This is a genomic window from Murinocardiopsis flavida, assembly GCF_003014485.1.
GTDB classification, from domain to species: domain Bacteria; phylum Actinomycetota; class Actinomycetes; order Streptosporangiales; family Streptosporangiaceae; genus Murinocardiopsis; species Murinocardiopsis flavida.
Genome location: NZ_PYGA01000007.1, coordinates 84,069 through 107,479, shown reverse-complemented (window position 1 = coordinate 107,479; position 23,411 = coordinate 84,069). Strand labels below are relative to the sequence as shown.

The 23,411-nt window shown below is 74.3% G+C and carries 20 protein-coding genes; 16 read left to right on the top strand and 4 right to left on the bottom strand.

From position 1 onward, the window contains the following. Nucleotides 1–83 precede the first annotated feature (83 nt). Together CLV63_RS11945 and CLV63_RS11940 are read right to left on the bottom strand one after the other, a co-directional pair. Nucleotides 84–1,274, bottom strand: coding sequence for an acyl-CoA dehydrogenase family protein (locus CLV63_RS11945; protein WP_106583048.1), 1,191 nt, complete (start codon nt 1,272–1,274; stop codon nt 84–86). Nucleotides 1,275–1,401: 127 nt separating this feature from the next. After that, entirely contained in the window at nt 1,402–2,595 is a 1,194-nt protein-coding gene (locus CLV63_RS11940) for a CaiB/BaiF CoA transferase family protein (RefSeq protein WP_106583047.1), read from the bottom strand. 229 nt (nt 2,596–2,824) lie between these two features. Between CLV63_RS11940 and gabT the strand changes: the two genes are divergently transcribed. Then, nucleotides 2,825–4,261 (top strand): 4-aminobutyrate--2-oxoglutarate transaminase, encoded by a 1,437-nt coding sequence (gene gabT / locus CLV63_RS11935; RefSeq protein WP_106583046.1) that lies wholly within the window; start codon nt 2,825–2,827, stop codon nt 4,259–4,261. Here the strand turns inward: gabT and CLV63_RS11930 are convergent. Then, complete coding sequence (locus tag CLV63_RS11930; protein WP_170134206.1) at nt 4,256–5,854, bottom strand: PucR family transcriptional regulator; 1,599 nt, start codon at nt 5,852–5,854, stop codon at nt 4,256–4,258. The two genes, gabT and CLV63_RS11930, sit on opposite strands and share 6 nt — an antisense overlap. Nucleotides 5,855–6,097: 243 nt before the next feature. Between CLV63_RS11930 and CLV63_RS33530 the strand changes: the two genes are divergently transcribed. The 7 genes from CLV63_RS33530 (at nt 6,098) to CLV63_RS11895 (ending at nt 13,386) form a co-directional block, all read left to right on the top strand. Next, a complete protein-coding gene (locus CLV63_RS33530) occupies nt 6,098–7,864 on the top strand; it encodes a hypothetical protein (protein WP_170134205.1) in 1,767 nt (588 codons plus the stop codon). Nucleotides 7,865–7,976: 112 nt separating this feature from the next. Then, nucleotides 7,977–8,741 carry an IclR family transcriptional regulator gene (locus CLV63_RS11920; RefSeq protein ID WP_170134204.1) on the top strand — a complete coding sequence of 255 codons (765 nt, stop codon included), beginning with the start codon at nt 7,977–7,979 and terminating at the stop codon, nt 8,739–8,741. After that, nucleotides 8,738–9,433: a hypothetical protein gene (locus CLV63_RS11915; RefSeq protein WP_106583043.1), complete on the top strand. Its 696-nt coding sequence runs from the start codon at nt 8,738–8,740 to the stop codon at nt 9,431–9,433. Before CLV63_RS11920 ends, CLV63_RS11915 begins: the two co-directional genes overlap by 4 nt. 88 nt (nt 9,434–9,521) lie before the next feature. After that, on the top strand, nt 9,522–10,526 hold the full coding sequence (locus CLV63_RS11910; RefSeq protein ID WP_211301271.1) for a dipeptidase: 1,005 nt from the start codon (nt 9,522–9,524) through the stop codon (nt 10,524–10,526). Beyond that, entirely contained in the window at nt 10,526–11,356 is an 831-nt protein-coding gene (locus CLV63_RS11905) for an ABC transporter ATP-binding protein (protein ID WP_106583042.1), read from the top strand. Before CLV63_RS11910 ends, CLV63_RS11905 begins: the two co-directional genes overlap by 1 nt. Beyond that, nucleotides 11,353–12,213 carry an ABC transporter permease gene (locus CLV63_RS11900; RefSeq protein ID WP_106583041.1) on the top strand — a complete coding sequence of 287 codons (861 nt, stop codon included), beginning with the start codon at nt 11,353–11,355 and terminating at the stop codon, nt 12,211–12,213. The genes CLV63_RS11905 and CLV63_RS11900 overlap by 4 nt, the downstream gene beginning before the upstream one ends. A 60-nt stretch (nt 12,214–12,273) precedes the next feature. Beyond that, nucleotides 12,274–13,386 (top strand): ABC transporter substrate-binding protein, encoded by a 1,113-nt coding sequence (locus CLV63_RS11895; protein WP_106583040.1) that lies wholly within the window; start codon nt 12,274–12,276, stop codon nt 13,384–13,386. A 70-nt stretch (nt 13,387–13,456) separates the two neighbouring features. Here CLV63_RS11895 and CLV63_RS11890 read toward each other — a convergent pair whose 3' ends face one another. Further along, entirely contained in the window at nt 13,457–15,028 is a 1,572-nt protein-coding gene (locus CLV63_RS11890; RefSeq protein ID WP_106583039.1) for a long-chain-fatty-acid--CoA ligase, read from the bottom strand. Between the two features lie 378 nt (nt 15,029–15,406). On the opposite strand from CLV63_RS11890, the gene CLV63_RS11885 reads away from it, so the two are divergent. From CLV63_RS11885 to CLV63_RS11850, 8 genes are all read left to right on the top strand, one after another. Then, nucleotides 15,407–16,663 carry a sensor histidine kinase gene (locus CLV63_RS11885; RefSeq protein ID WP_245928748.1) on the top strand — a complete coding sequence of 419 codons (1,257 nt, stop codon included), beginning with the start codon at nt 15,407–15,409 and terminating at the stop codon, nt 16,661–16,663. After that, the gene (locus CLV63_RS11880; RefSeq protein ID WP_106583038.1) at nt 16,651–17,310 is read left to right on the top strand and encodes a response regulator; all 660 of its coding nucleotides are present in this window, start codon (nt 16,651–16,653) and stop codon (nt 17,308–17,310) included. Before CLV63_RS11885 ends, CLV63_RS11880 begins: the two co-directional genes overlap by 13 nt. 160 nt (nt 17,311–17,470) lie before the next feature. Then, nucleotides 17,471–17,869: a hypothetical protein gene (locus CLV63_RS11875; protein ID WP_106583037.1), complete on the top strand. Its 399-nt coding sequence runs from the start codon at nt 17,471–17,473 to the stop codon at nt 17,867–17,869. Then, nucleotides 17,866–19,053: an acyltransferase family protein gene (locus tag CLV63_RS11870; RefSeq protein ID WP_106583036.1), complete on the top strand. Its 1,188-nt coding sequence runs from the start codon at nt 17,866–17,868 to the stop codon at nt 19,051–19,053. The genes CLV63_RS11875 and CLV63_RS11870 overlap by 4 nt, the downstream gene beginning before the upstream one ends. 274 nt (nt 19,054–19,327) lie before the next feature. Continuing rightward, nucleotides 19,328–20,743, top strand: coding sequence for an MFS transporter (locus CLV63_RS11865; RefSeq protein WP_245928747.1), 1,416 nt, complete (start codon nt 19,328–19,330; stop codon nt 20,741–20,743). A gap of 74 nt (nt 20,744–20,817) precedes the next feature. Continuing rightward, complete coding sequence (locus tag CLV63_RS11860; protein WP_106583035.1) at nt 20,818–22,059, top strand: cytochrome P450; 1,242 nt, start codon at nt 20,818–20,820, stop codon at nt 22,057–22,059. Further along, a complete protein-coding gene (locus tag CLV63_RS11855; protein ID WP_106583034.1) occupies nt 22,056–22,253 on the top strand; it encodes a ferredoxin in 198 nt (65 codons plus the stop codon). Before CLV63_RS11860 ends, CLV63_RS11855 begins: the two co-directional genes overlap by 4 nt. A 238-nt stretch (nt 22,254–22,491) precedes the next feature. Then, the gene (locus CLV63_RS11850; protein ID WP_106583033.1) at nt 22,492–23,364 is read left to right on the top strand and encodes an alpha/beta fold hydrolase; all 873 of its coding nucleotides are present in this window, start codon (nt 22,492–22,494) and stop codon (nt 23,362–23,364) included. The last annotated feature ends 47 nt before the right edge of the window (nt 23,365–23,411 follow it).

Below are 23,411 nucleotides of genomic sequence, written 5' to 3'. Positions count from 1 at the left end.
CCACAGAGTTCGCATTAACAAATATCAGATTTCCATAGGGAATGGCTATGGTCCTAGGTCGGTCGGCGGGGGCAGGGGCTCCGTTAGCGGAAGGCCGGGGTTCCGGTTAGGGCGTTGCCCAGGACGAGGGTGTGCATTTCGCTGGTGCCCTCGTAGGTGAGCACCGATTCCAGGTTGGCCATGTGGCGCATCACCGGGTACTCGTAGGAGATCCCGTTCGCGCCGAGGATGGTGCGGGCGGTCCGGCAGATGTCCAGGGCCTCGCGCACGTTGTTCAGCTTGCCGAAGCTGACCTGCTCGTGCCGCAGCCGCGCGGCGTCCTTGCGCCGGCCCAGGTGGAGGGCGAGCAGGATGCCCTTGTGCAGCTCGACGGCCATGTCCGCGAGCTTGGCCTGGGTGAGCTGGAAGGACGCGATGGGCTTGCCGAACTGCACCCGCGATCCCGCGTAGTCCAGGGCGCACTCGAAGGCCGAGCGGGCGGCCCCCATCGAGCCCCACACGATCCCGTACCTCGCCTCGTTCAGGCACGACAGCGGGCCGCCGAGCCCCTGGGCTCCTGGCAGCAGCGCGTCGGCGGGCAGCCGTACCCCGTCGAGGACGAGCTCGCTGGTGACGGAGGCCCGCAGCGATCCCTTGTGCGCCATGTCGACCGCGGTGAAACCGGGGGTGCCGGCCGGTACGACGAACCCGCGGACGCCGTCCTCGGTCTGCGCCCACACGATCGCCGCGCTCGCGACCGATCCGTTGGTGATCCACATCTTGCGGCCGTCGAGGACCCAGTCGGAGCCGTCGCGCCGGGCCCGGGTGCGCATCGCAGCGGGGTCGGACCCGTTGTCGGGCTCCGTCAGCCCGAAGCAGCCGATCGCGGTGCCCGCCGCCATGTCCGGCAGCCAGGCCTGCTTCTGCTCCTCGCTGCCGAAGCGCCAGAGCGCGAACATCGCCAGCGATCCCTGCACGGAGACCAGCGACCGGATGCCCGAGTCGGCGGCCTCCAGTTCCAGGCAGGCGAGCCCGTAGTCCACCGCGCTCATGCCCGCGCAGCCGTAGCCGTCGAGGTGCATGCCGAGCACGCCGATCCGCCCGAGTTCGCGGGCGAGTTCCCGCACGTCGGGCAGTCGGCCCTGCTCGTACCAGTCGGCGATGCCGGGGGCGACGCGGTCGGCGCAGAACCTGCGCACCGTGGCGCGGATCTCGGCCTCCTCTGCCGTCAGGCAGTCGTCGATCCCGATGGGGTCCGCGCTGTCGAACCGGGGGAGCGGTGTGCGCGTGGTCATGGGTGTTCCCTAAGAATGGTTGGCGGTCCGGGAGGACCGGGTGTGGCTGATGGGTGTCCCTAAGAAAATGGTTGGCGGATGGCGCGGGCACCAGGCGGGGCCCGGTGTCCGGTGGAGTGCGCGGCGGTTACGGTGCGGGCGGCCCGCTGCCGGGCCCGGGCAGCGGGGACAGCGGCGCCGGTGCCTCGGACGTCAGCCAGGCGAGCACCTCGTCCGTGTGCTCGCCCAGCCGGGGCGGCGGGGTCGGGGCGGTCGGCGGCGAACCGGACAGGCCGATCGGGTTGCGCGGCTGCGCGATGCGCCCCTCGCCCATGTCGTGCAGCGGGTCGAGCCCGAGGTCCGCGGCGAACGCGAACGCCGTGCCGATGTCGTTCACGGGCCCGCACGGGACCCCAGCCGCGCGCAGCCGCTCCTCCCACGCCGCCGTTGTCCGGTGCGCCAGCGCCCCTTCCAACTCCGCGACCAGCGCGTCGCGGTTGCGCACGCGGTCGGCGTTGCCGCGGAACCGGGGGTCGTCGGCGAGTTCCGGGCGCCCGACGGCGCGGCCCAGCGCCCCGAACTGCCGGTCGTTGCCAGCCGCGACGGCGAGCAGGCCGTCGGCGCAGGCCAGCGTCTCGTACGGGGCGATCGAGGGGTGCCGGTTGCCCATGCGCCGCGGGCTGTCCCCGGTGGCGAGGTAGCCGGCCGACTGGTTGGCGAGCGAGGCGAGGAGGCTGGCGAGCAGGTTCACCTCGACGTGCTGGCCCGCGCCGGTGCTGTCGCGGTGGCGCAGCGCGGCGAGGATCCCGGTCACGGCGTCCTTGCCGGTGAGGACGTCGACGAGCGCCACACCGGCCTTGGTCGGAGCCGCGTCCGGCGCACCGGTGATGCTCATGAGGCCGCCGACCGCCTGCACGATGAAGTCGTACCCGGACAGCGAGGCGCCTCCGGCGCTGCCGAACCCCGAGATGGAGCAGTACACGACCCCGGGGTTCGCGGCGCGCACCTGGTCGTAGCCGAGCCCGTAGCGCGCGAGCCCGCCGGGCCGGAAGTTCTCCACGACGACGTCGGCGCGGCGCGCGAGGGCCCGGGCCGCCGCCGCGCCCTCGGGTTCGGCGAGGTCGAGGGCTGCGCTGCGCTTGCTCCGGTTCGCGCACTCGAAGTAGGCGGACGACTCTCCCGTCCACGGCGGGCCCCATGCGCGGGTGTCGTCCCCGCCGCCGGGGCGCTCGACCTTGACGACGGTCGCTCCGAAGTCGGCCAGGGTGCTGCTCGCGAGCGGGCCGGCGAGGACCCGGCTGAAGTCGGCGACAAGGATCCCCTCCAACGGGCCGCCGCTCATCGCGGCGCCGCCCTGGACCGGCGGAGCCGCCGGGCGCGGTCGGTGGTGTGCATGGCCGTTCCTCCTGGCGAGAGCGCCGCTGTCCGAGTGCACCGACGCTATCCCGGCCGACTCCGCACGCACCCTGCCGGTTCGGCGCATCCGGCACCGGCGATCTGTGCGTTCTGTACAACGGCCCGGCGGTCCCGCGGGGTTACCGTCGGGCTGACCGACGCGAGGAGGAGCAGGGATGCCAGAGCCAGTGGTCGGGAGCACGGCCGACGGCGCGATCGGCGGCACCGGTGCCGCGGACCGCACGACACAGGGGACGGGCGGCGGTGCGCCCGCGGGCGGCCCGCGCCTCGACCAGGTGCGCAGGCTGGTGACCGAGGTGCCGGGGCCGCGTTCGCGCGCGCTCCTCGCCCGCCAGCGGGACGCCGTCCCGGCGGGGCTCGGCTCCGTCCTGCCGGTGTACGTCACCGCGGCGGGCGGCGGGGTGGTGGTCGACGCCGACGGCAACTCGGTCATCGACTTCGCCAGCGGGATCGCCGTGACGGGCGCCGGCAACAGCGCCGAACGGGTCGTCGAGCGCGCTTCGGCGCAGCTCGCCCGGTTCACCCACACGTGCTTCCTGGTGAACCCCTACGAGTCCTACGTCGCGGTGTGCGAGGCGCTGAACCGGCTGACACCGGGCGACCACGCCAAGCGCACCGTGCTCGTGAACACCGGCGCCGAGGCCGTGGAGAACGCGGTGAAGATCGCCCGCAGCGCCACCGGGCGGCCCGGCGTCCTCGTGTTCGACCACGCCTACCACGGGCGGACCCTGCTGACCATGGCGATGACCGCGAAGAACGTCCCCTACAAGCAGGGGTTCGGGCCGTTCGCCCCGGAGGTGCACCGCGCGCCGATGGCGGCACCCTTCCGCTGGCCGACGGGCGCCGACCACTGCGCCGACGAGGCGTTCGCCCAGTTCGCCTACCAGGTCGACCAGCAGATCGGGGCCGGGAACCTGGCCGCCGTCGTCGTCGAGCCGATCCAGGGCGAGGGCGGCTTCGTGGTGCCCGCGCCCGGCTTCCTGGAGCGGGTGTTCGCGTTCTGCCGCGAACGGGGCATCGTGACCGTCGCCGACGAGGTGCAGACCGGCGTGGCGCGCACCGGGGACATGTTCGCGTGCGAGCACGAAGGGCTCGTGCCCGACCTCATCACCACCGCCAAGGGCATCGCGGGCGGGCTGCCCCTGGGCGCGGTCACCGGGCGCGCCGAGATCATGGACGCCGTTCCGGCGGGCGGCCTGGGCGGCACGTTCTCCGGCAACCCCGTGGCGTGCGAGGCGGCGCTGGGGGTGCTGGCCGAGATCGAGGAGGGGCGCCTCGTGGAGCGCGCCGGGCGGATCGGCGCCGTGATGCTGGCCCGCCTGCGCGCCCTGGCGGAGCGCACCGAGGCGATCGGCGACGTGCGCGGGCGCGGGGCGATGATCGCGATCGAACTGGTGCAGGGTGCGGACGACCCCGCCCCGGCGCCGGAGACCGCGCGGCGGGTCCTGGCGGCCTGCCACGCCGAGGGCCTGCTGGTGCTCACCGCCGGTACGCACGGCAACGTCCTGCGCTTCCTGCCGCCACTGGTCATCCCCGATCACCTGCTCGACGAGGGGCTCGGCATCATCGAGCGGGCGTTCGCCGGGCTATGACCGCCCGGTGCGCCCCGGCGGCGCGCCCACGTCGCGCGCCGCCAGGGCGATGAGGAACTCCGCGCGGTCGCGCGCCGAGTCGAGGCGGCGTCCGGTCAGCTCCTCGACCCGGCGCATCCGGTGCCGGAGGGTGTGGCGGTGGACGCCGACCTCCGCGGCCGCGGCCTCCCACGTGCCGTTGTGGCGCAGGAACGCGTCCAGTGACGCCAGCAACTCCCCGTTGCGGGCTCCGTCGTGGGCGACGAGGGGGTCCAAGACCGCTGCCGCGACGGCCGCGGCGGACACGCCGGCGCGCTCGCCGAAGAGCAGGCTGAACACGCCCAGTTCGGCGAAGTCGACGGACGGCCGCCCCTCGTCGCGCGCCATGCGCAGCGCGAACCGGGCCTGGCGCAGGCTCGCCGCGACGTCCCGGAGCGCGGCCGCCGCCCCGATCCCGACGTGCGGCGGCGGCCCGGCGTCGGTGCGGACGAGCGCGGCCCATTCGCGCGCCGCGTCGGCCGCGTCGCCGGCGGGCACGACGACGACCGTCTCCCCGCCGCGGTCCGCTCCGCCGTCGGCGCCGCGCGCGCCGTCGGCCGCGTCGAGCAGGTAGGGCGCACCGATGCGGGCGCACGCCTCCTCCGCGGCGGCGGCCGCCGACCGGGCGTCCGCCGCGTACCCGGCGAACGCGGCGACCCGCTGGTCGCCGCGCAGCCCCAGGGGCAGCACGTGCGCGTCGACGGCGGCGGGGTCGAGCCCGCCCTCGGCGAGGAGCCGCAGGAGCGTCGCGCGCACCCGCCGCTCGACCGCGCGCGCGTCGCGGGGCCGCTCCAGCTCCAGTGCCAGGAGCGAGGCGGCGTGGCTCAGCAGCAGCCGGTCCGCGGGCGCGGGCGCGCGCGGCGTCGCCAGCGCAAGGCAGCCGCGCCGGACCGATGCCGCGGCGAGCGACTGGACGATCAGGTGGCCGTGCTCGTCGTCGGCCGTCAGGGCGAACCGGACGCCGGGCGGCCGCCGCCGGGCGAGTTCGGCGGCCACCCGTCCGGCCAGCCCCGCCGACCGGGGGTCGTCGCGGGGTTCCGCCGCCAGGACCGCCCCGCCGGGGGAGACGACGAGCGCCTGCCCGCCGGTGGACCGGGCCAGCGTCCGCACCACGCCGCCCACCCCGGACTCGATCGCCGCCCGCGCCATGCGCTCCTGGTGGCGGACCGTCTGCTGGATCTCCCGCATGCGCTCGTCGGCGAGCCGGTCGGCGACGGCGCGGGTGACCGCGGCGAACGGGGTGGCGAGGGGGACTTCGAGCACGGGGAGGCCGCGCTCCTCGGCGGCGTCGAGCAGGTCAGCGGGGATCGCGGGGTGGGACAGGCCGACGCCGAATCCGAGGGCCGCAGCGCCGCCGCCGTCGAGCCGGGCGATGTACTCGCGGCGCGGCTCCGGGTCGGCGGGCAGCCGCAGGCCGGTGGTCAGCACGAGTTCGCCGCCGGTGAGCCACGGCGCAGGGTCGTCGAGTTCGATGGCGTGCGCCCAGTGGACCTCCCTGTCGAGGCCCGCGCGTCCCGCCGCGGCGCGCAGCCCCAGGTGGGAGCGGGTGAGCAGCCATCCGACCGGCATCGCCATGGTCGCCGCCCCTCCTGCCGCACCGGTACCCGGCCGGTCCGGGTCCCGCTGGCAAATGTAGAGGTCCGAGGCGCCGTGCGCCGCGCCCCGCCCCCCGCGGCCGGCCCGGTCACGGGTGTGTTCCGGGCGCTTTGCGGCGGTGTTGAGATGTCGCTCACCTCTTGTGGAAGCACCGGACCACCCTTTAGTGTCAACCAGGAACAGACGATGTCTGTATATACATGACATGGAGTGGTTCAACGGATGGCTCTCGTCTCTGCCGCCAGTCCAGCCGGTGCCGGCAACGGTGGCGCGCCCGCGGATCCCGCGGGTATCGCCCACCGCGACCCGCGCGAGCTGATGGACCCGGTCCGGCTCGCCGCGATGCAGCCCAACCGGCTCAGCGCGGCCCGCTCACTGGCAGCCGTGCTGCTGCGCGAAGGCTGGTCCATCACGCTCGACGGCATGGACCTCGACCGCAACGGCGCCGGCACGGTGCGCTACCGCATCGACACCGGGCGCGGCATCCTGTCGTTCGTCGCGTTCAGCTCCGAACCGCGGATGGTCGACCGCACGCCCCGCATCATCGGGCAGAGCTGGGACATGGTCGGCGCGCTCCTCGAAGGCGAGGCCGACGACGAGCGGGTCGCCCGCACGCGCGCCGAGATGCCCAAGCTGTACGCCGGCCGGGCGGCGCCGGGCACCCTGGTGTGGTGCCGGTCCAACCGGAGCCTGCGCGCCTTCGACCACGCCGTCGCCGAACTCGCCGCCGGCCGCCAGCCCGACGCCGAGGTGCTCACCGGGATCGGCTACCTGATGCGCAACACGGGCCTCGACGGCAACGGCACGTTCGGCACGAAGACCTTCCTGTCCTACGGGCCCGACCACCCTCTGCGGCTGCCGTACCACGCCCAGTTGCTGACCGCGTACCTGATGCGCGAGTTCGGGTTCGACCTCTGCGAGCACATGGCCGCGTGCGCGGCCGAGGGGACGGGAACGGCCGCGCGGCTGGCGCCGTCGTGGCGGCGCTACCTCGGGCTCGGTAACGGATCGGCGCTGGGCCTGGTGCTGTTCACCGCGAACCACCCCCGGCTCGTCCACCAGTGGCTGTGGCTGCGCGAGGAGGCGCTCCTCGCCGCCCGCCGCCTCGCGCCGCCCCCCGGCGACCCCGCGTACGGGCGGCTCATCGGCCTGCTGGAGCGCATGGCCACCTACCGCGCGCAGGACCGCGTCCACTACGGCGTCTTCACCCCCAGCGCCACGGTCGCCGCCGAGCTGCGCGGCATCGTCCCGCTGGTCGAGCGGCTGCGCCGCGACGGCGGCACGCGCGGTGCCCCCGCCGAGCACCCCTTCGAGGAGCTGCGCCGGGAGGTCGCCGCAACCGCGTCGGCCGACACCGCCGAAACGCTCGACGCGCTGCTCACCGAACTGGTCCCCGAGGTGTGCGACGCGCTGCTGCCGCAGCTCATCGTGGACGAGCACCTCGTCGGCGACCCGGCCATGACAGTCGCCGGGCTGCGCGAACTCCTCGGCACGGCGTTCGCGTGGGCGCTGGAGCTGCCGATCGCCGACGAGGCGCAGCGGCGCCGCATCTGGTACAAGTCCCGCTCCTCCGAGGAGCCGCGGTCGGGCCCGCGCGAGGAGACCTCGGGCGGCTTCGACCTCTCCGTCGACCTGCCCGGCGAGGTGCGCCGCCTGGACGCGGTCCTCCGCGGATGCGACCCCGCGGCGCGCGTCGGCGAGGTGCTGTTCGAGCACCCCGAACTGCGGGCCACCGCCGAACGGGTGCAGGCCCTGAGCGCGGCGCCGTACGCCCACCCGCACGTCGACGTGCTCGACGACGACTTCGTCCCGGCGCGCTGCATCCGCCTGGTCAACGGCGCCCTCTATGGCCTCGACCGGACGAAGGACTACCTCAACCGGACGCTGCGCGGCCTCATCTTCCAGGGCACCCCTTCGCGCGCCGAGCTCGGCCGGACCGGCGCCGACGACACCTGGTGGGCCCCCGCGGAACCGGAGCGGCGGCCGTGACCGCGGGACGCCCCGCCGGGCGCGCCCTCGCGTCCCCGCGCGCGGCCGCCGGCCGAGAGGATCGAGGACGCGCCGGACCCCCGCCGCCTCGACCCCCGGAAGAGAGAACCCCATGACGCCGCGACCCCCCAAGACCCAGCCGCTGCAAACCGCGGTGAAGAGCCTCCGCGTCCTCGAAGCCGTCGCAGAGGCCGAACGCGCCGTCCGCGTCTCGGAGCTCGGCCGGCAACTCGGCTGGTCGCGCGCAGCGGTGCACCAGCAGCTCGTCACGCTCGTCAACGCGGGCTGGATGGAGCAGAACGAGGACGGGTCCTACCGGCTCACCCTGCGCGCGACCCGCGTGGGCCAGGCGGCGATGCGCCAGGCGGGGCTGGGCGACCGGGTCATGCCCGCGATGGAGCGGCTGGTCGACGAGGTCCGCGAGGCCGTGTCCTTCGCGATCCTCGAACACGGCAGCGCGACGATCATCCAGCGCCTCGAACCGGGGCGGCGCTTGCAGGTCGACCTGCGCGCCGAGGCGCAGATGCCGATCAGCCGCAGCGCATCGGGCCGGGTGCTGATCGCCTTCTCGACGGAGCGCCAGCGCGCCGAGCTCGCCGAACTCGGCGTCGAACTGCCCGACGAGGCGGCGCTCGACGAGATCAGGGAGCAGGGCCACGCGATCTCCCGCGGCCGGTGGATGGACGGCGTGGTCGGCATCGCCGCACCGGTCTTCGACATCGACGACCGCTGCGTGGGCGCCCTCAGTCTCGCCGGGCCCAGCGGCCGCTTCGACGTCCCGGCCGCCGTCGCGTCGCTGATGGCGCGCGTGGCAGACATCAACCAGGCGCTTTCGGGCCGCGGCCCGAAAGCCGGCGACGGAAGGGGAACGGGGTGACACACCACACCGAACCGCGCGGCGGCCTGCGGGTCAGCGTGCGGGAGCTGAAACTGACCGCGGAGCGCCACCTGATGCTCCACGGCGTGCCCAAAGGGGTGCGGCCCGCTGTGCGGGACCTGGTCGCCGATGCCGAGGCGCTGGGACTCGGCGCGCTGGAGTGGCTCGACCGCCCGCCGCGCGACGGCTGGCGGCCGCCGCGGCGGCGCGCTCCGGGCGGCGCGGCCGTCGACGCGGGCGGCGTGCCGAGCCTGTTCGTGGCGCCGCTGCTGCTCGACCTCGTGATCGCCGCGGCGGACCGGGACGGCGGCGCGGTGCTCGACGTGACCGGGGCGCCCGATCCCGCGCTGCTGGGCGCGCTGGTCCCGGCCGCGCACCGCTACGGGGCGCGGCTGGAGGCGGCGGTCACCGGGCCCGACAGCGCGCGGCTCCGCCACCTCGGCGCGGCGGCACCCACCGCCGCGGACCGGGCGGCCGCCCCCCACGGCGGGCGGCACCTGACCGCGGCCGTGCACGGCGGCTTCGACGTCGACGCCGCACTGTGGTGGCGGCTGTACCACCGCTCCAACGACGCACTCACCGAGGACACGCCGCTGTCCCGCGGGCACGCCGGCGCCCTGCCCGCACCCGGGAGCGGCGCACCGGCCGCGTCCGGCACCGACCCCGACTACGTCGCCGCCGGTTCCGGCTGAGCAGCGGACCGCGACGGCGACCCCCGATGGACCGCACCGAACGGCCGCGACCGGCCGCACCAATCGCTACGACTACGAAGGAGGCCGCGTGATCTTCGTTGATGGCCTCGAATGCAGCAAATTCGACCGTGAGATCTTCACCGAGCTCCGCGCCGGCGGCCTGGGCTGCGTCACCGTCACGTGCGGCTACTGGGGTGACGCCGTGGAGTCGATGGACGCACTGGCGCACTGGCGCGAACTCGAACGCGACAACGCCGACCTGATCGGCGTGGCACGGACGGCGGCCGACATCGAACGGATCGCCGCCGAGGGCCGCACCGCGATCCTGCTCGGTTTCCAGAACACCGCCTTCCTCTCCGGGCGCATCGGATTCGTCGAACTGTTCGCCGACCTGGGGGTGCGGGTCGGCCAGCTCACCTACAACATCCAGAACGACGTCGGCGCGAGCTGCTACGAGGAGGTCGACCCCGGGCTCACCCGGTTCGGCCGCCAGGTCGTGGCCGAGATGAACCGGGTCGGGATGCTCGTCGACCTCGCCCACGTCGGGATGCGCACCGCCCGCGACGCCATCGAGCACTCGGCGGTGCCCGTTGCGGTCTCGCACGCGAACCCCGCGTCGCTGGTCCCGCACCGCCGCAACGTCACCGACGACGTCCTCAAGGCGCTCGCCGCCCGGGGCGGGGTCGTCGGCCTCACCGGCTACCGCAACCTCTCCGGCGAGTACGCGCACAGCATCGGCGCGTGGGCCTCGATGGTGGCCCGTACCGTTGACCTGGTGGGGACCGCGCACGTCGGGATTGGCACCGACCTCGGCCGCAAGGTGGTGTTCGAGGACCTCCAGTGGATGCGCAAGGGCCGCTGGAGCAGGACCCCGCAGTACGGCGCCGGGTCGGCGGGCAACCCGGGCAAGCAGCCGCCGCTGGACTGGTTCCCCGACACCTCGGCGTTCCCCGCCATGGCGGCGGCGCTGCGCGCCGAAGGCTTCGGCGCCGCCGACACGGAGGCCCTCATGGGCGGCAACTGGCTGCGGGTCTACCGCGAGGTGCTGCCGGCCGGCGACCGGACCGCGCGCGCCGAAGGCGGGGCGGCCTGATGGGCGCGCCGACCGGAGCCGCGGCGGTCGCACCCGCCGCCATCACCGTCAACGGGGTCGCCAAGACCTTCCACACCAGGTCCCGCGCCGTGCACGCGCTGGAGGACGCCCACCTGGAGATCGGCGCGGGCGAGTTCGTCTCCCTCATCGGGCCGAGCGGGTGCGGCAAGTCCACCCTGCTCAAGCTGGTCGCCGGGCTGCTGGAGACCAGCACGGGCGACGTCCGGGTCGACGGCGAGCCGGTCAGCGCACCGCTCCCGCAGGTCGCCGTCAGCTTCCAGAAGCCCACCCTGCTGCGGTGGCGCAACGTCATCGACAACGTCTGCCTCCCGCTGACCATCAGCGGGACGCTCGACGACGCCGGCCGGCGGCGCGCGACCGAACTGCTCGGGCTCATGGGCCTCGACGGGTTCGAGCGGCACTTCCCCCGCGAGCTGTCGGGCGGGATGGAGCAGCGCGTCGCCATCGCGCGGTCCCTGGTGAGCCGCCCGTCCCTGCTGCTCATGGACGAGCCGTTCGGCGCGCTGGACGAGTTCACCCGGGAGGACCTCAACGACGAACTGCTCACCGTCTGGCAGCAGGAGCCCAAGACGGTGGTGTTCGTGACCCACAGCATCTCCGAGGCCGTGTTCCTCTCGGACCGGGTCGTCGTCATGAGCGCCCGGCCCGGCCGCATCCACGACGTCGTGCCGATCGGCCTGCCGCGGCCGCGCCCGCGCGCGCTCCGCAACGCACCGGAGTTCTACGACGTGATCCGCGACGTCCGCTCGGTGCTGGACGACGCGCGCGGTGTCGGGACCGCATCCCGACAGGAAGGGGCCGGGCGATGAAGAGCACCACGAAAGGCACCACGAGGAGCACCGCCGCGACCGGGTCGCCCGAGGCGGCCGAGGCGCCGTCGGGCGCGGCCGGGCGGGGCGGGCGGGGCGGGCCCGGCTCCCTGCGGATCCGCTCGGCGGTGCTGGCGGCGGCGATCTTCGTCGTCCTCATCGGCGCCTGGCAGGGCGCCACGGCCTTCCACGTCGTCTCGCCACTGATCCTGGCGCCCCCGGCGGACGTGTTCGCCGCACTGGTCCGGATGGTGGGCGACGGTTCGCTGTGGCCCCACCTGGCCGCGACGGCTCAGGAGACCGTGGCCGGCTTCGCGATCGCGGTGGCGGCCGCGATCGTCATCGGGTCGGCGTTCGCGTTCTCGCCGATCGTGCGCACCGCGGTCTACCCATACATCCTGGTCTCCCAGACCTTCCCGAAGGTCGCCATCGCCCCGCTGATCGTGGCGGCGTTCGGCTACGACCTCATGCCCAAGATCGTCCTCGCGGCGCTGCTGGCCTTCTTCCCGGTCCTGACCAACACCATCGCCGGCCTCACCGAGGTCTCCGACGACGAGGTCAACCTGTTCCGCTCGCTGCGGGCCAGCCGCTGGCAGGAGCTGTGCTATCTGCGCATCCCCAACGCGCTCGTGTTCATCTTCCCGGCCCTGAACAGCGCGGCCGTGCTCGCCCTGATCGGCGCGATCGTCGGGGAGTTCGTGGCGGCGCGGGTCGGCATCGGCTACGCGATCCAGCAGTTCACCACGACCGGGGAGGTCGCGGGGACCTACGCCATGCTCGTCGTCCTCTCCCTGTTCGGGCTGGCCCTCTACGGCCTGCTCACCCTGGCCGAGCGGTTCGTGCGCCGCAACCGCTGAGGGCCCGGCCCTTCCGGGGCTGCCTTCGCACCCCTTCCCGACACGACCCTGGTGGTACCAATGCCCGCTGTCCGATCCCGTATCCGAAGCGCATCCGTCGCCGGTGCCGCGTTCGCCCTCGTCCTCGCCGCGGGGGGCTGCGGCGGCGCCGGTTCCGGCGGCGGCACCCCGGTGACCCTCGTCGTCCCCGACAAGTCGCTGACCGCGACCACCGCGTCCTACACCTCGGTGCCGATCCAGGCGGGCTACTTCGACGACGAGAAGCTCGACGTCACCGTCCAACCGGTCGACAACGCGCTGTCCGCCGTGCAGGCCGTCGCGACCGGCCAGGCGTTCATGACCTACGCCTCCACCGGCGCCGCCGCAGCGGCGGCCGCGAAGGACGACGGGCTCGCCGTCATCGGCCTGACGAACGGCAACATGTTCCGGGTCGTGGTCCCCGAGGACAGCGCCATCAAGGAGCCGGCGGACCTGGCCGGCAAGACCGTGGGCGCGAACAGCCTCGCGTCGGCGACCGCGCTCAACGCCAAGGCCGTCGTCGGCGAGGCCGGGCTGGCACCGGAGTCCGACGTGGAGTACCTGCCGGTCGGCTACGGGGCGCAGGCCGCCGATGCCATGCGCAGCGGCGACATCGACGCCTACTCCGGCTACGACGGGCCCAACGTGGTCATCGCCGACCTCCTCGACGGCGAGTTCCGCGACATCCCCAGTCCGATCAACGACATCACGGGGACCTCGGCGCTCGTCGTCGCCAAGGAGTCCATCGAGAACCGGCCGGACGACGTGGCCGGGCTGGCGCGGGCGTTCTTCAAGTCGATGGTGTTCGCCGAGGAGAACCCCGAGGCCGCCATCGAGATGCACTGGGCGGAGTTCCCGCAGTCCAAGTCCGCGGAGATGTCGGACGAGGAGGCGCTGAAGCAGTCCGTGCGGATCGTGTCGGCGCGGCTGAAGGCCACCGGCGGCGAGGGCCCCGACGGCAGGTTCGGCGTGCAGGAGGCCGCGGACATGGACGAGACCATGGAGCTCTTCGCCCGCTACAAGATCATCCCGTCGAAGGTCGACCTCGCCGACGACGGCATCCTCGACTACTCCCTGGCCGACTCCTACAACAAGTTCGACGCCGACGCGGTCCGCGAGGAAGCGGCGTCCTGGAAGCAGGACCAGGGCGACTAAGGACTGCTCCCGGGGCCCGCGCCCGCCCGCGAACGGCGCCGGGCGGGCGCGCCCCGGGGCCGGGCGCGGGTCACTGGCGCGCGACCGCCGACGCGCCGCCGCGCAGGACGAACTTCTGGATCTTGCCGGTGGCGGTCTTCGGTAGCTGCGCCACGAACTCGACCTGGGTGGGCGCCTTGAAGTGGGCCAGGTGGCCGCGCGCGAAGGCGATGAGGTCGGCCGCCGTCGCGTCGGCGTCCTCGCGCAGGACCACGGACGCCTTCGGGGTCTCCCCCCACCGCTCGTGGGGCACGCCGACGACCGCGGCCTCCTGGACGGCGGGGTGGCGCAGGAGGACCCCCTCGACCTCGACGGAGGAGATGTTCTCACCGCCGGAGATGATGACGTCCTTGAGGCGGTCCTGGATCTCCACGAACCCGTCGGGGTGGGTGACGGCCGCGTCGCCGGTGTGGAACCAGCCGTCGCCCATGACCTGGGCGGTGGCATCGGGGTCGCGGTAGTAGCCGGCCATGACGACGTTGCCGCGCACCGCGATCTCGCCGACGGTCGCCCCGTCCCAGGGGACCTCGGCGCCGTCGGCGCCCAGCACCGCGAGCGCGCCCGAGGTGATCAGCTCGACCCCTTGGCGCGCCTTGAGGACGCCGCGCTCGCGCGCGTCCATCCCCTCGTGCTCCGGGCGGGGCTCGCACACCGTGATGAACGGGGCGGTCTCGGTGAGCCCGTACACATGGGTCACCGTCCAGCCGAAACCGTCCTCCAGGCGCTCGATGGTCGCGGCCGCTGGCGAGGCGCCGGCCGTGACGACGTGCACGCCCGGCGCGGGGGCGCCCCTGGCCTCCGCGGTGGCGTTGGCGAGCATGATCAGGACGGTGGGGGCCGCGCAGAGCCAGGTCACGCGTTCGGCGCGGATGAGCTCGAACACCCGGGCCGGGTCGACGGCGGGCAGGCAGACGTGGGTGGCGGCGGCCGCCGTGACCGTCCAGGTGTAGGTCCAGCCGTTGGCGTGGAACATGGGCAGCGTCCACAGGTACCGGTCGCCGACGTCCATGCGCAGGTGCAGCAGGGTGCCGACGGTGTTCAGGTAGGCGTTGCGGTGGGTGATCATCACGCCTTTGGGGCGTGCGGTGGTGCCGCTGGTGTAGTTGATGGTGAGGAGGTCGGTCTCGGCGATGTCGGGCCGCTCGAACTCCCGCGGCGCCGCCGCGACCAGGGCCTCGTAGTCCTCCCAGCCGTCGTGGGCGCCCGTGAGCGCGACGAACCGCTCGACACCGGGCATCCGGTCGCGGACGGAGTCGACGGCGTCGAGCTGGTCGGCGTGCGCGCACACGACCTTCGCGCCGGAGTGGCCGACGATGTAGGCGAAGTCGTCGGCGGTCAGCCGGAAGTTCACCGGGACCAGCACCGCGCCGAGCTGCGGGACCGCGTAGAAGGATTCGAGCTGGGCGTGCGTGTTCGGGGCGATGTAGGCGACCCGGTCGCCCTTGGCGACCCCCATGCCCTGCAACGCCGCCGACCAGCGGTCGCAGCGGTCGAAGAACTGCTCGTAGGTGAGGCGGAGGTCGCCGTCGACGACCGCTTTGCGCCGCGGGTGCAGCCTGCGTGTGCGCCGGGCGAACTCCAGGGGCGTCAGTGCGGTTTCCATGGCGTGTGCTCTCCCTACGGCAGCGGTGTCGGGCCCGCGGCACCTGCGGGTCGGCCCGGTGCCAAGAAACTACGACCCCCGCCCACCCTCGGACAAGACCACCCGCCCCCGCCACGGCGAGGCCCGCTACTGGGGGGCCGGGGCGAGCAGACCGATGATGCGGTCGTAGGCGTCGAGATCGGCGGTGATCAGAGGCCGCAGCCGCCGCAGGTTCGCCAGGGCGCCCCCGACCCGAGTGCGGGGCGGGCCGGTCGGGACGTCGCGGGGCTGCGGGCGTCCGGGGCTCGGTGGGGGCGCGGGTGGCGGTGTGGGGCGGGGCGGGGGTTTTTCTGGGGGACCCTGGGGGGAGGGGCGGCGGCGACTGGAGGGGGAGTGCGCGTGGACGGTCGGGTGCCGGCGGGCGCGGCGGCGGAGCACACCGGCGGCCCGGGGATCGACCACCCGGGCCTGCTCCCGGGACTGCTCACACCGCGGCAGGGCCGTTCCGGTGCGGCGCCGCGGCGGACAGCGCGCGACATCGCGGTCGACGCGCTGTGCGTGCTGCTCAGCGCGGCGGCCGGGCTCGTGTGGTTCATCGGCCCGCAGAGCGGTGGCGGGCCCGCGGCGCCCGAAGCCGCCGGCGCCGTACTGGTCGCGGCGTGCGCCGCCATGTGGTGGCGCCGGCGCGTCCCGGTGGCGCTCGCCGTCGTGCTGATCGTCGCCTCGGTGTGGTTCCCCGTCGTGGCGGGGCCGAGCGCGATCGCGCTGTTCACCGTGGCGGTCCACCGGCGGGCGGGTACGGCGCTGGCCGCCGCGGGCCTCGCCGTGGCCTCGGCCTTCGCCCAGTTCGCCCTCGATCCGGCGCTGTCCGGCGCCGTGTACTGGAGCGCTTCGGGGACCACCGCACTGGTGTGCCTGCTGTGCGTGGGTTGGGGCCTCGCGCTGCGCGCCCGACGGCAGTTGGTGGTGTCGCTGCGCGAGCGGGCCGTGCGCGCGGAGTCGGAGCAGCGGCTCATCGCGGAGCGGGCCCGCCGCAGGGAGCGCGAGGCCATCGCCCGCGAGATGCACGACACGCTGGCGCACCGGCTGGCCCGGCTGAGCATGGCCGCCGGGGCGCTCGGCTTCCGCCCCGACTCCCCGGCCGAGGACATCGCCCGCGGCTCCGAGGCGATCCGGGAGAACGCGCACCGCTCGCTGGTGGAGCTGCGCGCGATCATCGGCGTCCTCCGCGCCACCGACGCCGAGGACCCCCTCCCCGAACCGCGGCACGGCGTCACCGACCTGCACGCGCTCGTCGCGGAGAACCACGGGAGCGGGCAGGCCGTCGACTTCGAGCACGCGATCGACGGCGAACCCGCCCCCGCCACGGCCGCCTGCCTCTACCGCATCGTCCAAGAGGCCCTGACCAACGCTCGCAAGCACGCGCCCGCGCAACCGGTCCGCGTCACCGTGACCGGCGATGCCGAGCGGGGCGTCCGGGTCGAGGTGCGAAACGCGGTCGCCGTTGCGGGCCGGGGCGCGCTTCCCGTGCCCGGATCGGGCACGGGACTGATCGGACTGTCCGAACGGGTGCGCCTCGCGAGCGGGCGGTTCGAGTACGGGCGCACCGCAGCGGGCGAGTACCGGGTGTGGGCGTGGCTACCATGGGCGCCGTGAGCGCCACGACGGTCCTGCTCGTGGACGACGACCCGTTCGTCCGCGGCAGCCTCACCACCATGTTCGGCGCAACGGACGACCTCGCGATCGTCGCGGCGGTCGCCGACGGCGCCGACGTCATGGACGCCGTGCGCCGGCACCGCCCCGACGTCGTGCTCATGGACATCCGGATGCCGGGCACCGACGGCCTCACCGCCACCCGGTACGTCCTCGCCGAGCCCGACCCGCCGGCGGTCGTCATGCTCACCACCTTGCAGACCGACGCGTCGATCCTGGCGGCCCTGCGGCTCGGCGCCGCCGGGTTCCTGCTCAAGGACACCCACCCGGCGCAGATCATCGACGCCGTACGCATGGCGGCGGCCGGGGAGCCGACCCTGTCGCCCTCGGTCACCCGCAGGCTCATCGAGCACGTCGACTCCGACTCCGGGCCCCGCGAGTCCGCGCACCGGCTGATGGCGCGGCTCACCCCGCGCGAGCGCGACATCGCCGCTGCCATCGGCGAAGGGCTCACCAACGGCGAGATCGCGTCCCGGCTCGGGATGAGCGTCCCGACCGTCAAGACCCATGTCGGCCAGATCCTCGCCAAGTGGGACCGGACCAACCGGGTCCAGGTCGCCCTGATCGCCTACGAGGCCGCCCGGCCCTGAGCCCGCGGGCAACGAACCGGGCCGCCGCGGTGCCGCTCGGGCGGCACCGCGCCGCGCGGCGTGCTCATCCATTGGTATGAGGCGCCGCCGACCAACGCATCGGCACCGGCCGCCTTTGCGACGATGCCCGGCGGCGGGCCGGGCCCGTAGCGTCGCGGCCATGAGCGAGCAGATCCTGCGTACGAGCCATTACATCGCGGCGACGGCCGACGAGCTGCGGGCCGCCGGCCCGGCGGCGAAAGTCGCCGCGGCCATCGACCAGCGCGTCCTCTTCCCCCACCGGGGCGAGGCCCACCTGAAACCGGAGCGCCTGGTGTTCACCGGCTGGGACGGCGACGCCGACGTCACCGTGCACCGGTCCGAGGTCACGGCGGTCGCACGCGAGTTCACCGGCCTCTACGGCCGCTTCCTGGGCGGCGGGTCGAAGGAGTGGGGCGCGCCGATCGTGCTCACCCTCACCGAAGGCGCCCAGGTCTACGCGCTCTTCGATCACCGCGCGTTCCTGGAGAAGACCGACAATCCCGACTGGGAGCGCGAGCTCCGCGCGTGGCTGGGATGACGCGCGGCCACGGCCCCGCGGCCCGGCTGCCGACAGCGGCAGGTGCGAGCGCCGCCACACCGGACGCGGGCCGTCCACCGGCGCACCCGCCGGGACGGGACGCGCCCGACGCGGCCGTCCCCCGGACACGGCTGCTCTTCGCCGACAACGCCCGGGTGGTCCTGACGGTCCTGGTCGTCCTCCACCATTCGGCGCTGTCCTTCGGCGGCCCCGACGCGGTGAGCACGGGGGTGCTGACCCTGGTCACCCTCATCGACCAGTCGTTCTTCATGGGGCTGTTCTTCCTGCTGGCGGGATATTTCACCCCGGCGTCCCTGGCCCGCAAGGGCGTCGGGGGCTTCCTCGCCGACCGGTTCCGCCGCCTGCTCCTCCCGCTGGCCGGCTACGTCGTCCTGCTCAGCCCGATCACCGCGCTGGACGCCAAGAGCGGCGCCGACCTCTCCGGGCCGCTCTGGCGGGTGTACCTGGCCAACCTCTCCGTCGGTGCGCTGTGGTTCCTTGAGGTGCTGCTCGCGTTCACACTTGCCGCAGCGGCCGTCTCGGCCGCGGCGGGACGGTGGGGGCGCGGCGCGGACCCGCGGCGCACGGCACCGCCGTCCTTCCGGGCGGTCGCCGCCTTTGTCGGCGCCCTCGCCCTGCTCACCTATCTGGTCCGCATCGGGCTGCCCTTCGGCGCGGGCCTGCTGAACGTCCCGACCCCCTCGCACCTGCCCCAGTACCTCGCCATGTTCGCGCTCGGCGCGCTCGCCTACCAGCGGGACTGGTTCCGCACCGTCCCGGCGCGGGCGGGCACCATCGGCTTCGCGGCGGCGGGGGCCGGCACGCTCCTCCTGTTCCCGGTCGCCCTCGTCGCGGGGCCCGGCATGCTGGGCGGCGGGCACTGGGCGTCCTTCGTGTACGCGCTGTGGGAGGCCGTCATGTGCGTCGGCATGGCGTTCGGCGTCCTCGCCCTGTTCCGGCGCCGCTTCGACCGGCAGGGGCGGCTGGGCCGCTACCTGTCGGGGCACGCGTTCACGGTGTTCCTCCTGCACCTGCCGGTGATCGCCGGCCTCACGGTCGCGCTGGACGCCCTGCCGGAGGCGCCGTTCCTCGCATTCGCGCTCGGCGCCCCGCTGGCGGTCGCCGTGAGCTTCGCACTCGCCGGGCCCGTGCGCTCACTGCCCCTCGCGCGGCGCGTCCTGTGACGGCGCCGGGAGCGGGGGACCGGGGGAGGGGTTGGATCCGGGGTTGAGGGTTTTCGCCGTCCGGGCCCGGGATGGCGGGGGAAAGTCTCCGGGGACGGTTCACGGTCACGCTTGAACCCATGAATGTTCGCGACAACGCGCCGTTCGGCGCGGCGTCCCGCTGCCTGCGGCGACGCAATCGACCGACCCGTCCGACCGACTGCCCCGGACCCGCCGGCGGAGGGGCGGGCCGCGGCGCGGCCGCGGCGCCCCGCCTGAGGGCGGGGGTGGCGGCGTGAGCACACCCCCATCCGAATCGGCCACGTGGCGGGAGCTGCTGGGCCCGGAGCACGCCGGTTCGGCGATCATGCTGGCCGTCGGCGTCCTCGTCGGCGCGGTCAACATCTACCTCGCGTCGAGCCTGCTGCCCACGGCCGTCGCCGACATCGGCGGCGCCGACTTCTACGCCTGGAACATGACGGTCTACCTCGTCGCCATGGTGATCGCGACGATGGTCGTCAGCCGGGTCCTGGCCCGCTGGGGCAACGTCGGCGCCTACCTGCTCGGCTTCACCGTCTTCCTCGCCGGTTCGCTGGCGTGCGCGCTCAGCCCGGTGATGCCGGTGCTGCTGGCCGGGCGCGGCCTCCAGGGGATCGGCGCGGGACTGCTGTCCGGGCTGGGCTTCGCCGTCATCCGGTCCGCCCTGCCCCGGCGGATGTGGACGCGCGGCAACGCGCTGATGTCGGCGATGTACGGCGTCGGCAACTTCGCCGGTCCGGCGCTCGGCGGCCTGTTCGCCCAGTTCGGCTCGTGGCGGCTGGCGTTCGTGCTGATGGCGGTCATCGCGGCGGTGTGCTGCCTGCTGGTGCCCCGCGTGCTGCCGCGCGGGGAGCGCAGCGACGCGCGGGCGCCGGTCCCCGCCGTGTCGCTGCTCCTGGTCACCGCCGCCACGGCGGCGGTCAGCGTGGCGGGGGTGCTGTCCTCGACCGCGGCCATGGCGGCGGGGATCGCGGTGGCGCTGCTGCTGGTCGCGGGGTTCATCGCGCACGAGCGCCGCAGCGAACTCCGGGTGTTCCCGCACGCGACCTACCGGAAGGGCTCGCCGCTGAAGTGGGTGTACCTGACGCTCGCGCTGCTGACGTTCGGTGTCGCGGTCGAGTCGTTCGTGCCGTTGTTCGGCCAGCGGCTGGGCGGGCTGGCGCCCGCCGCGGCCGGCTTCTTCGGGGCCGCCATCTCGCTGGGCTGGTCGGCGACCCAGATCCTCAGCTCCTCCGCCGTCAAGGAGCGCACGGTGCGCCGCCTGCGCGTCATCGGTCCGCTGCTGCTGGCGCTCGGGCTGCTCGCCCATGGGCTGCTGCAATGGCAGGACGCGCCGGCCTGGCTGGTGTTCAGCTGGGTGCCGGTGCTGGTCGTCGCCGGATCCGGCATCGGTCTGGCCTACCCGCACCTGTCCGTTGCCGCGATGTCCAGCACCCAGGACCCGGCGGAGGGGCGGCGGGCGGCAGCGGCGATCGCGACCGTGACGAGCCTGTCGATCGCGTTCGGCACGGCGGTCGCCGGGGTCCTGGTGCACCTGGGCGGGTCCTCGATGCTCGACTCGGCCCGGTACATGCTCTTCGGGTTCGCGCTCATCTGCGCGATCGGCACCGCCACCGCCTACGCGGCCGACCGCGCCGCCCGCACGGGCGCCCCGGCGGGGGTGGACGCGTGACACCCGCGCCCGCACCCCGGGACGCCTCGGGGGCCGCACCCGCACATAACCCCTGGTCAACGCAAGGAGATGCCATGCCCGACGCCCTGGCGGAGCCGCCCGCGTTCCCGATGCCCCGTGCCGCCGCGTGCCCGTTCGACCCGCCGCCGGGACTGCGCCTGCTGAACGACGGCGAACCGGTGTCGCGGGTACGGCTCTGGGACGGGAGCACCGCGTGGCTGGTCACCCGGCACGCCGACGTCCGCACCGTGCTCACCGACCCGCGCGTCAGCGCCGAGGTCTCCTGGCCCGGCTTTCCGCACACCAACGCGGTCAGCAAGGCGCGCGACACCCGGATGACGACGCTGATGCAGATGGACGCGCCGGAGCACATCACCCACCGGCGGCGGATGGCAGCGGACTTCACGGTCAAGAGCGCCGAGGCGCTGCGGCCCAGGATCCAGCGGATCGTGGACGACCACATCGACGCCATGATCGACGGGCCGGACCCGGTCGACCTGGTGGCGGCGCTGGCCCTGCCGGTCCCCTCACTGGTGATCTGCGAGGTGCTCGGCGTGCCCTACGCCGACCGCTCCTTCTTCCAGCGGGTGGCTGGCGAACTCGTCATGGACGGCGGCGACCCCGCGCGGGCCATGGCGGCCAGCGAGGAGCTGAACGCCTACCTCGGCGACCTCGTCGCCGCGAAGGACGCCGAGCCGGGCGACGACGTCCTCAGCAGGATGGCCGTCGAGCAGTACCGCACCGGCGCGATGACCCGCCGCGAGATAGCCACGGCGGGCCAACTGCTGCTGGTCGCCGGGCACGACACCACCGCGAACATGATCGCCCTGGGCACGGCGGCGCTGCTGGCGCACCCGGAGCAGCTGGACGTGCTCCGCGGCGGCGCCGACCCCGCGGTGGTCGCCGGCGCCGTCGAGGAGCTCCTGCGGTACCTGTCCGTCACCCACACCGAGGCCCGCCGCGTCGCACGCGCGGACCTGGTGGTCGGCGGCCGGCACATCGGCAAGGGCGACGGGATCATCGCGGTCAAGAGCACCGCGAACCGGGATCCGGCGGCGTTCCCCGACCCCGACACGCTCGACGTCCACCGCGCGGCGCGCCACCACGTCTCGTTCGGCTTCGGCGCGCACCAGTGCCTCGGCCAGTCACTGGCGCGCGTGGAGCTCCAGGCGGTCTTCGGCACCCTCTTCCGGCGCATTCCCACGCTGGCGGCCGCCGTGCCACTGGCCGACCTGGTCTTCAAGCACAACGCGGTCTTCTACGGGGTCAGGGAACTCCCCGTCACCTGGGAGCGCACGGACGGAGGGGGCCGATGAGGGTCCGCGTCGACCAGGACGCGTGCGCCGGATCGGGGCAGTGCGTCATGAGCGCCCCCGCGGTGTTCGACCAGCGCGAGACCGACGGCGTCGTCACCCTCCTCGACGACGGCCCCGACCCCCGGCTGCACGGCGGCGTCCGTACGGCGGCGCGCCTCTGCCCGGCCCGGGCGATCGCACTGTCGGCTCGGTGACCGCTCGGCACGCCCCATGACCGGTGCCGCTCCGCCGCGGCCGACCGCAGCGGAGCGGCACCCGGCCTGAGGCCGCACTCCCGCGGGTCCGCGTCGACGGCCGAAGCGGACGGGGCGGGGCGGTGCCCGCGGCGGCACCGCCCGCGCGGGTCCGCGCGCCCCGCGCCGCGCCGATGAGTCCTGCCGGTCCCGCCGGTCGGTATCGGCACACGACACCACTCCCGGAAGGGGGCTCCCCATGGCCGAGCCGACCACCCGCAGCCTTGAGGTCCCGGGCGCAGTGCTGCGCTACGACGTCCGCGGCACCGGATCCGATGCGGCGCCCGCCCTGCTGATGATCGCATCCCCGATGGACGCCGCCGGGTTCACCACCCTCGCCGGGTATTTCCCCGATCGCACGGTCGTGACCTACGACCCCCGCGGTACCGGCCGCAGCGAGCGTTCCGACGGCGTGGTCGAGTCGACACCCGACGAGCACGCCGACGACCTGCACCGGTTGATCGCCGCCCTCGGCGGCGGACCGGTCGACATCTTCGCCAGCAGCGGCGGCGCGGTCAACGCGTTCGCCCTGGTGGCCCGCCACCCGGAGTTGGTGCGCACGCTCGTGGCGCACGAGCCGCCGCTCGCCCAGGTGCTGCCGGACTGCGGGGCGGTGCTGGCCGCGTCCATGGACATCCACCGGACCTACCAGCGGCGCGGCCTGGGCCCGGCGATGGCCAAGTTCATCGCGCTCACCGGCGCGAAGGGGCCGATCCCCGCCGACTTCGCCCACCGGCCCGCCCCCGATCCCGCCGAGTTCGGGTTGCCGGCCGAGGACGACGGTTCCCGCGACGACCCGATGATCGGGCAGAACATGCTCTCGTGCATCCACTTCCAGCCCGACTTCGACGCGTTGCGGGCGGCACCGACCCGGATCGTCCTCGGTGTCGGAACCGAGTCCGCCGAGGAGCTGACGGGTCGTTCGGGCGCGGGTGTCGCCGGGCGGCTAGGCACGGCGGCGGTCACCTTCCCCAGCCACCACGGCGGCTTCGGCGGCGGCGAGTTCGGCATGAAGGGCGAGCCGGACGCCTTCGCCGCCACCCTGCGCCGGATCCTCGCGGAGCAGACCTGAGCCCCCGGAAAGACCCCGGGGAACGAAAAAGGGCCTCCCCGGCACCT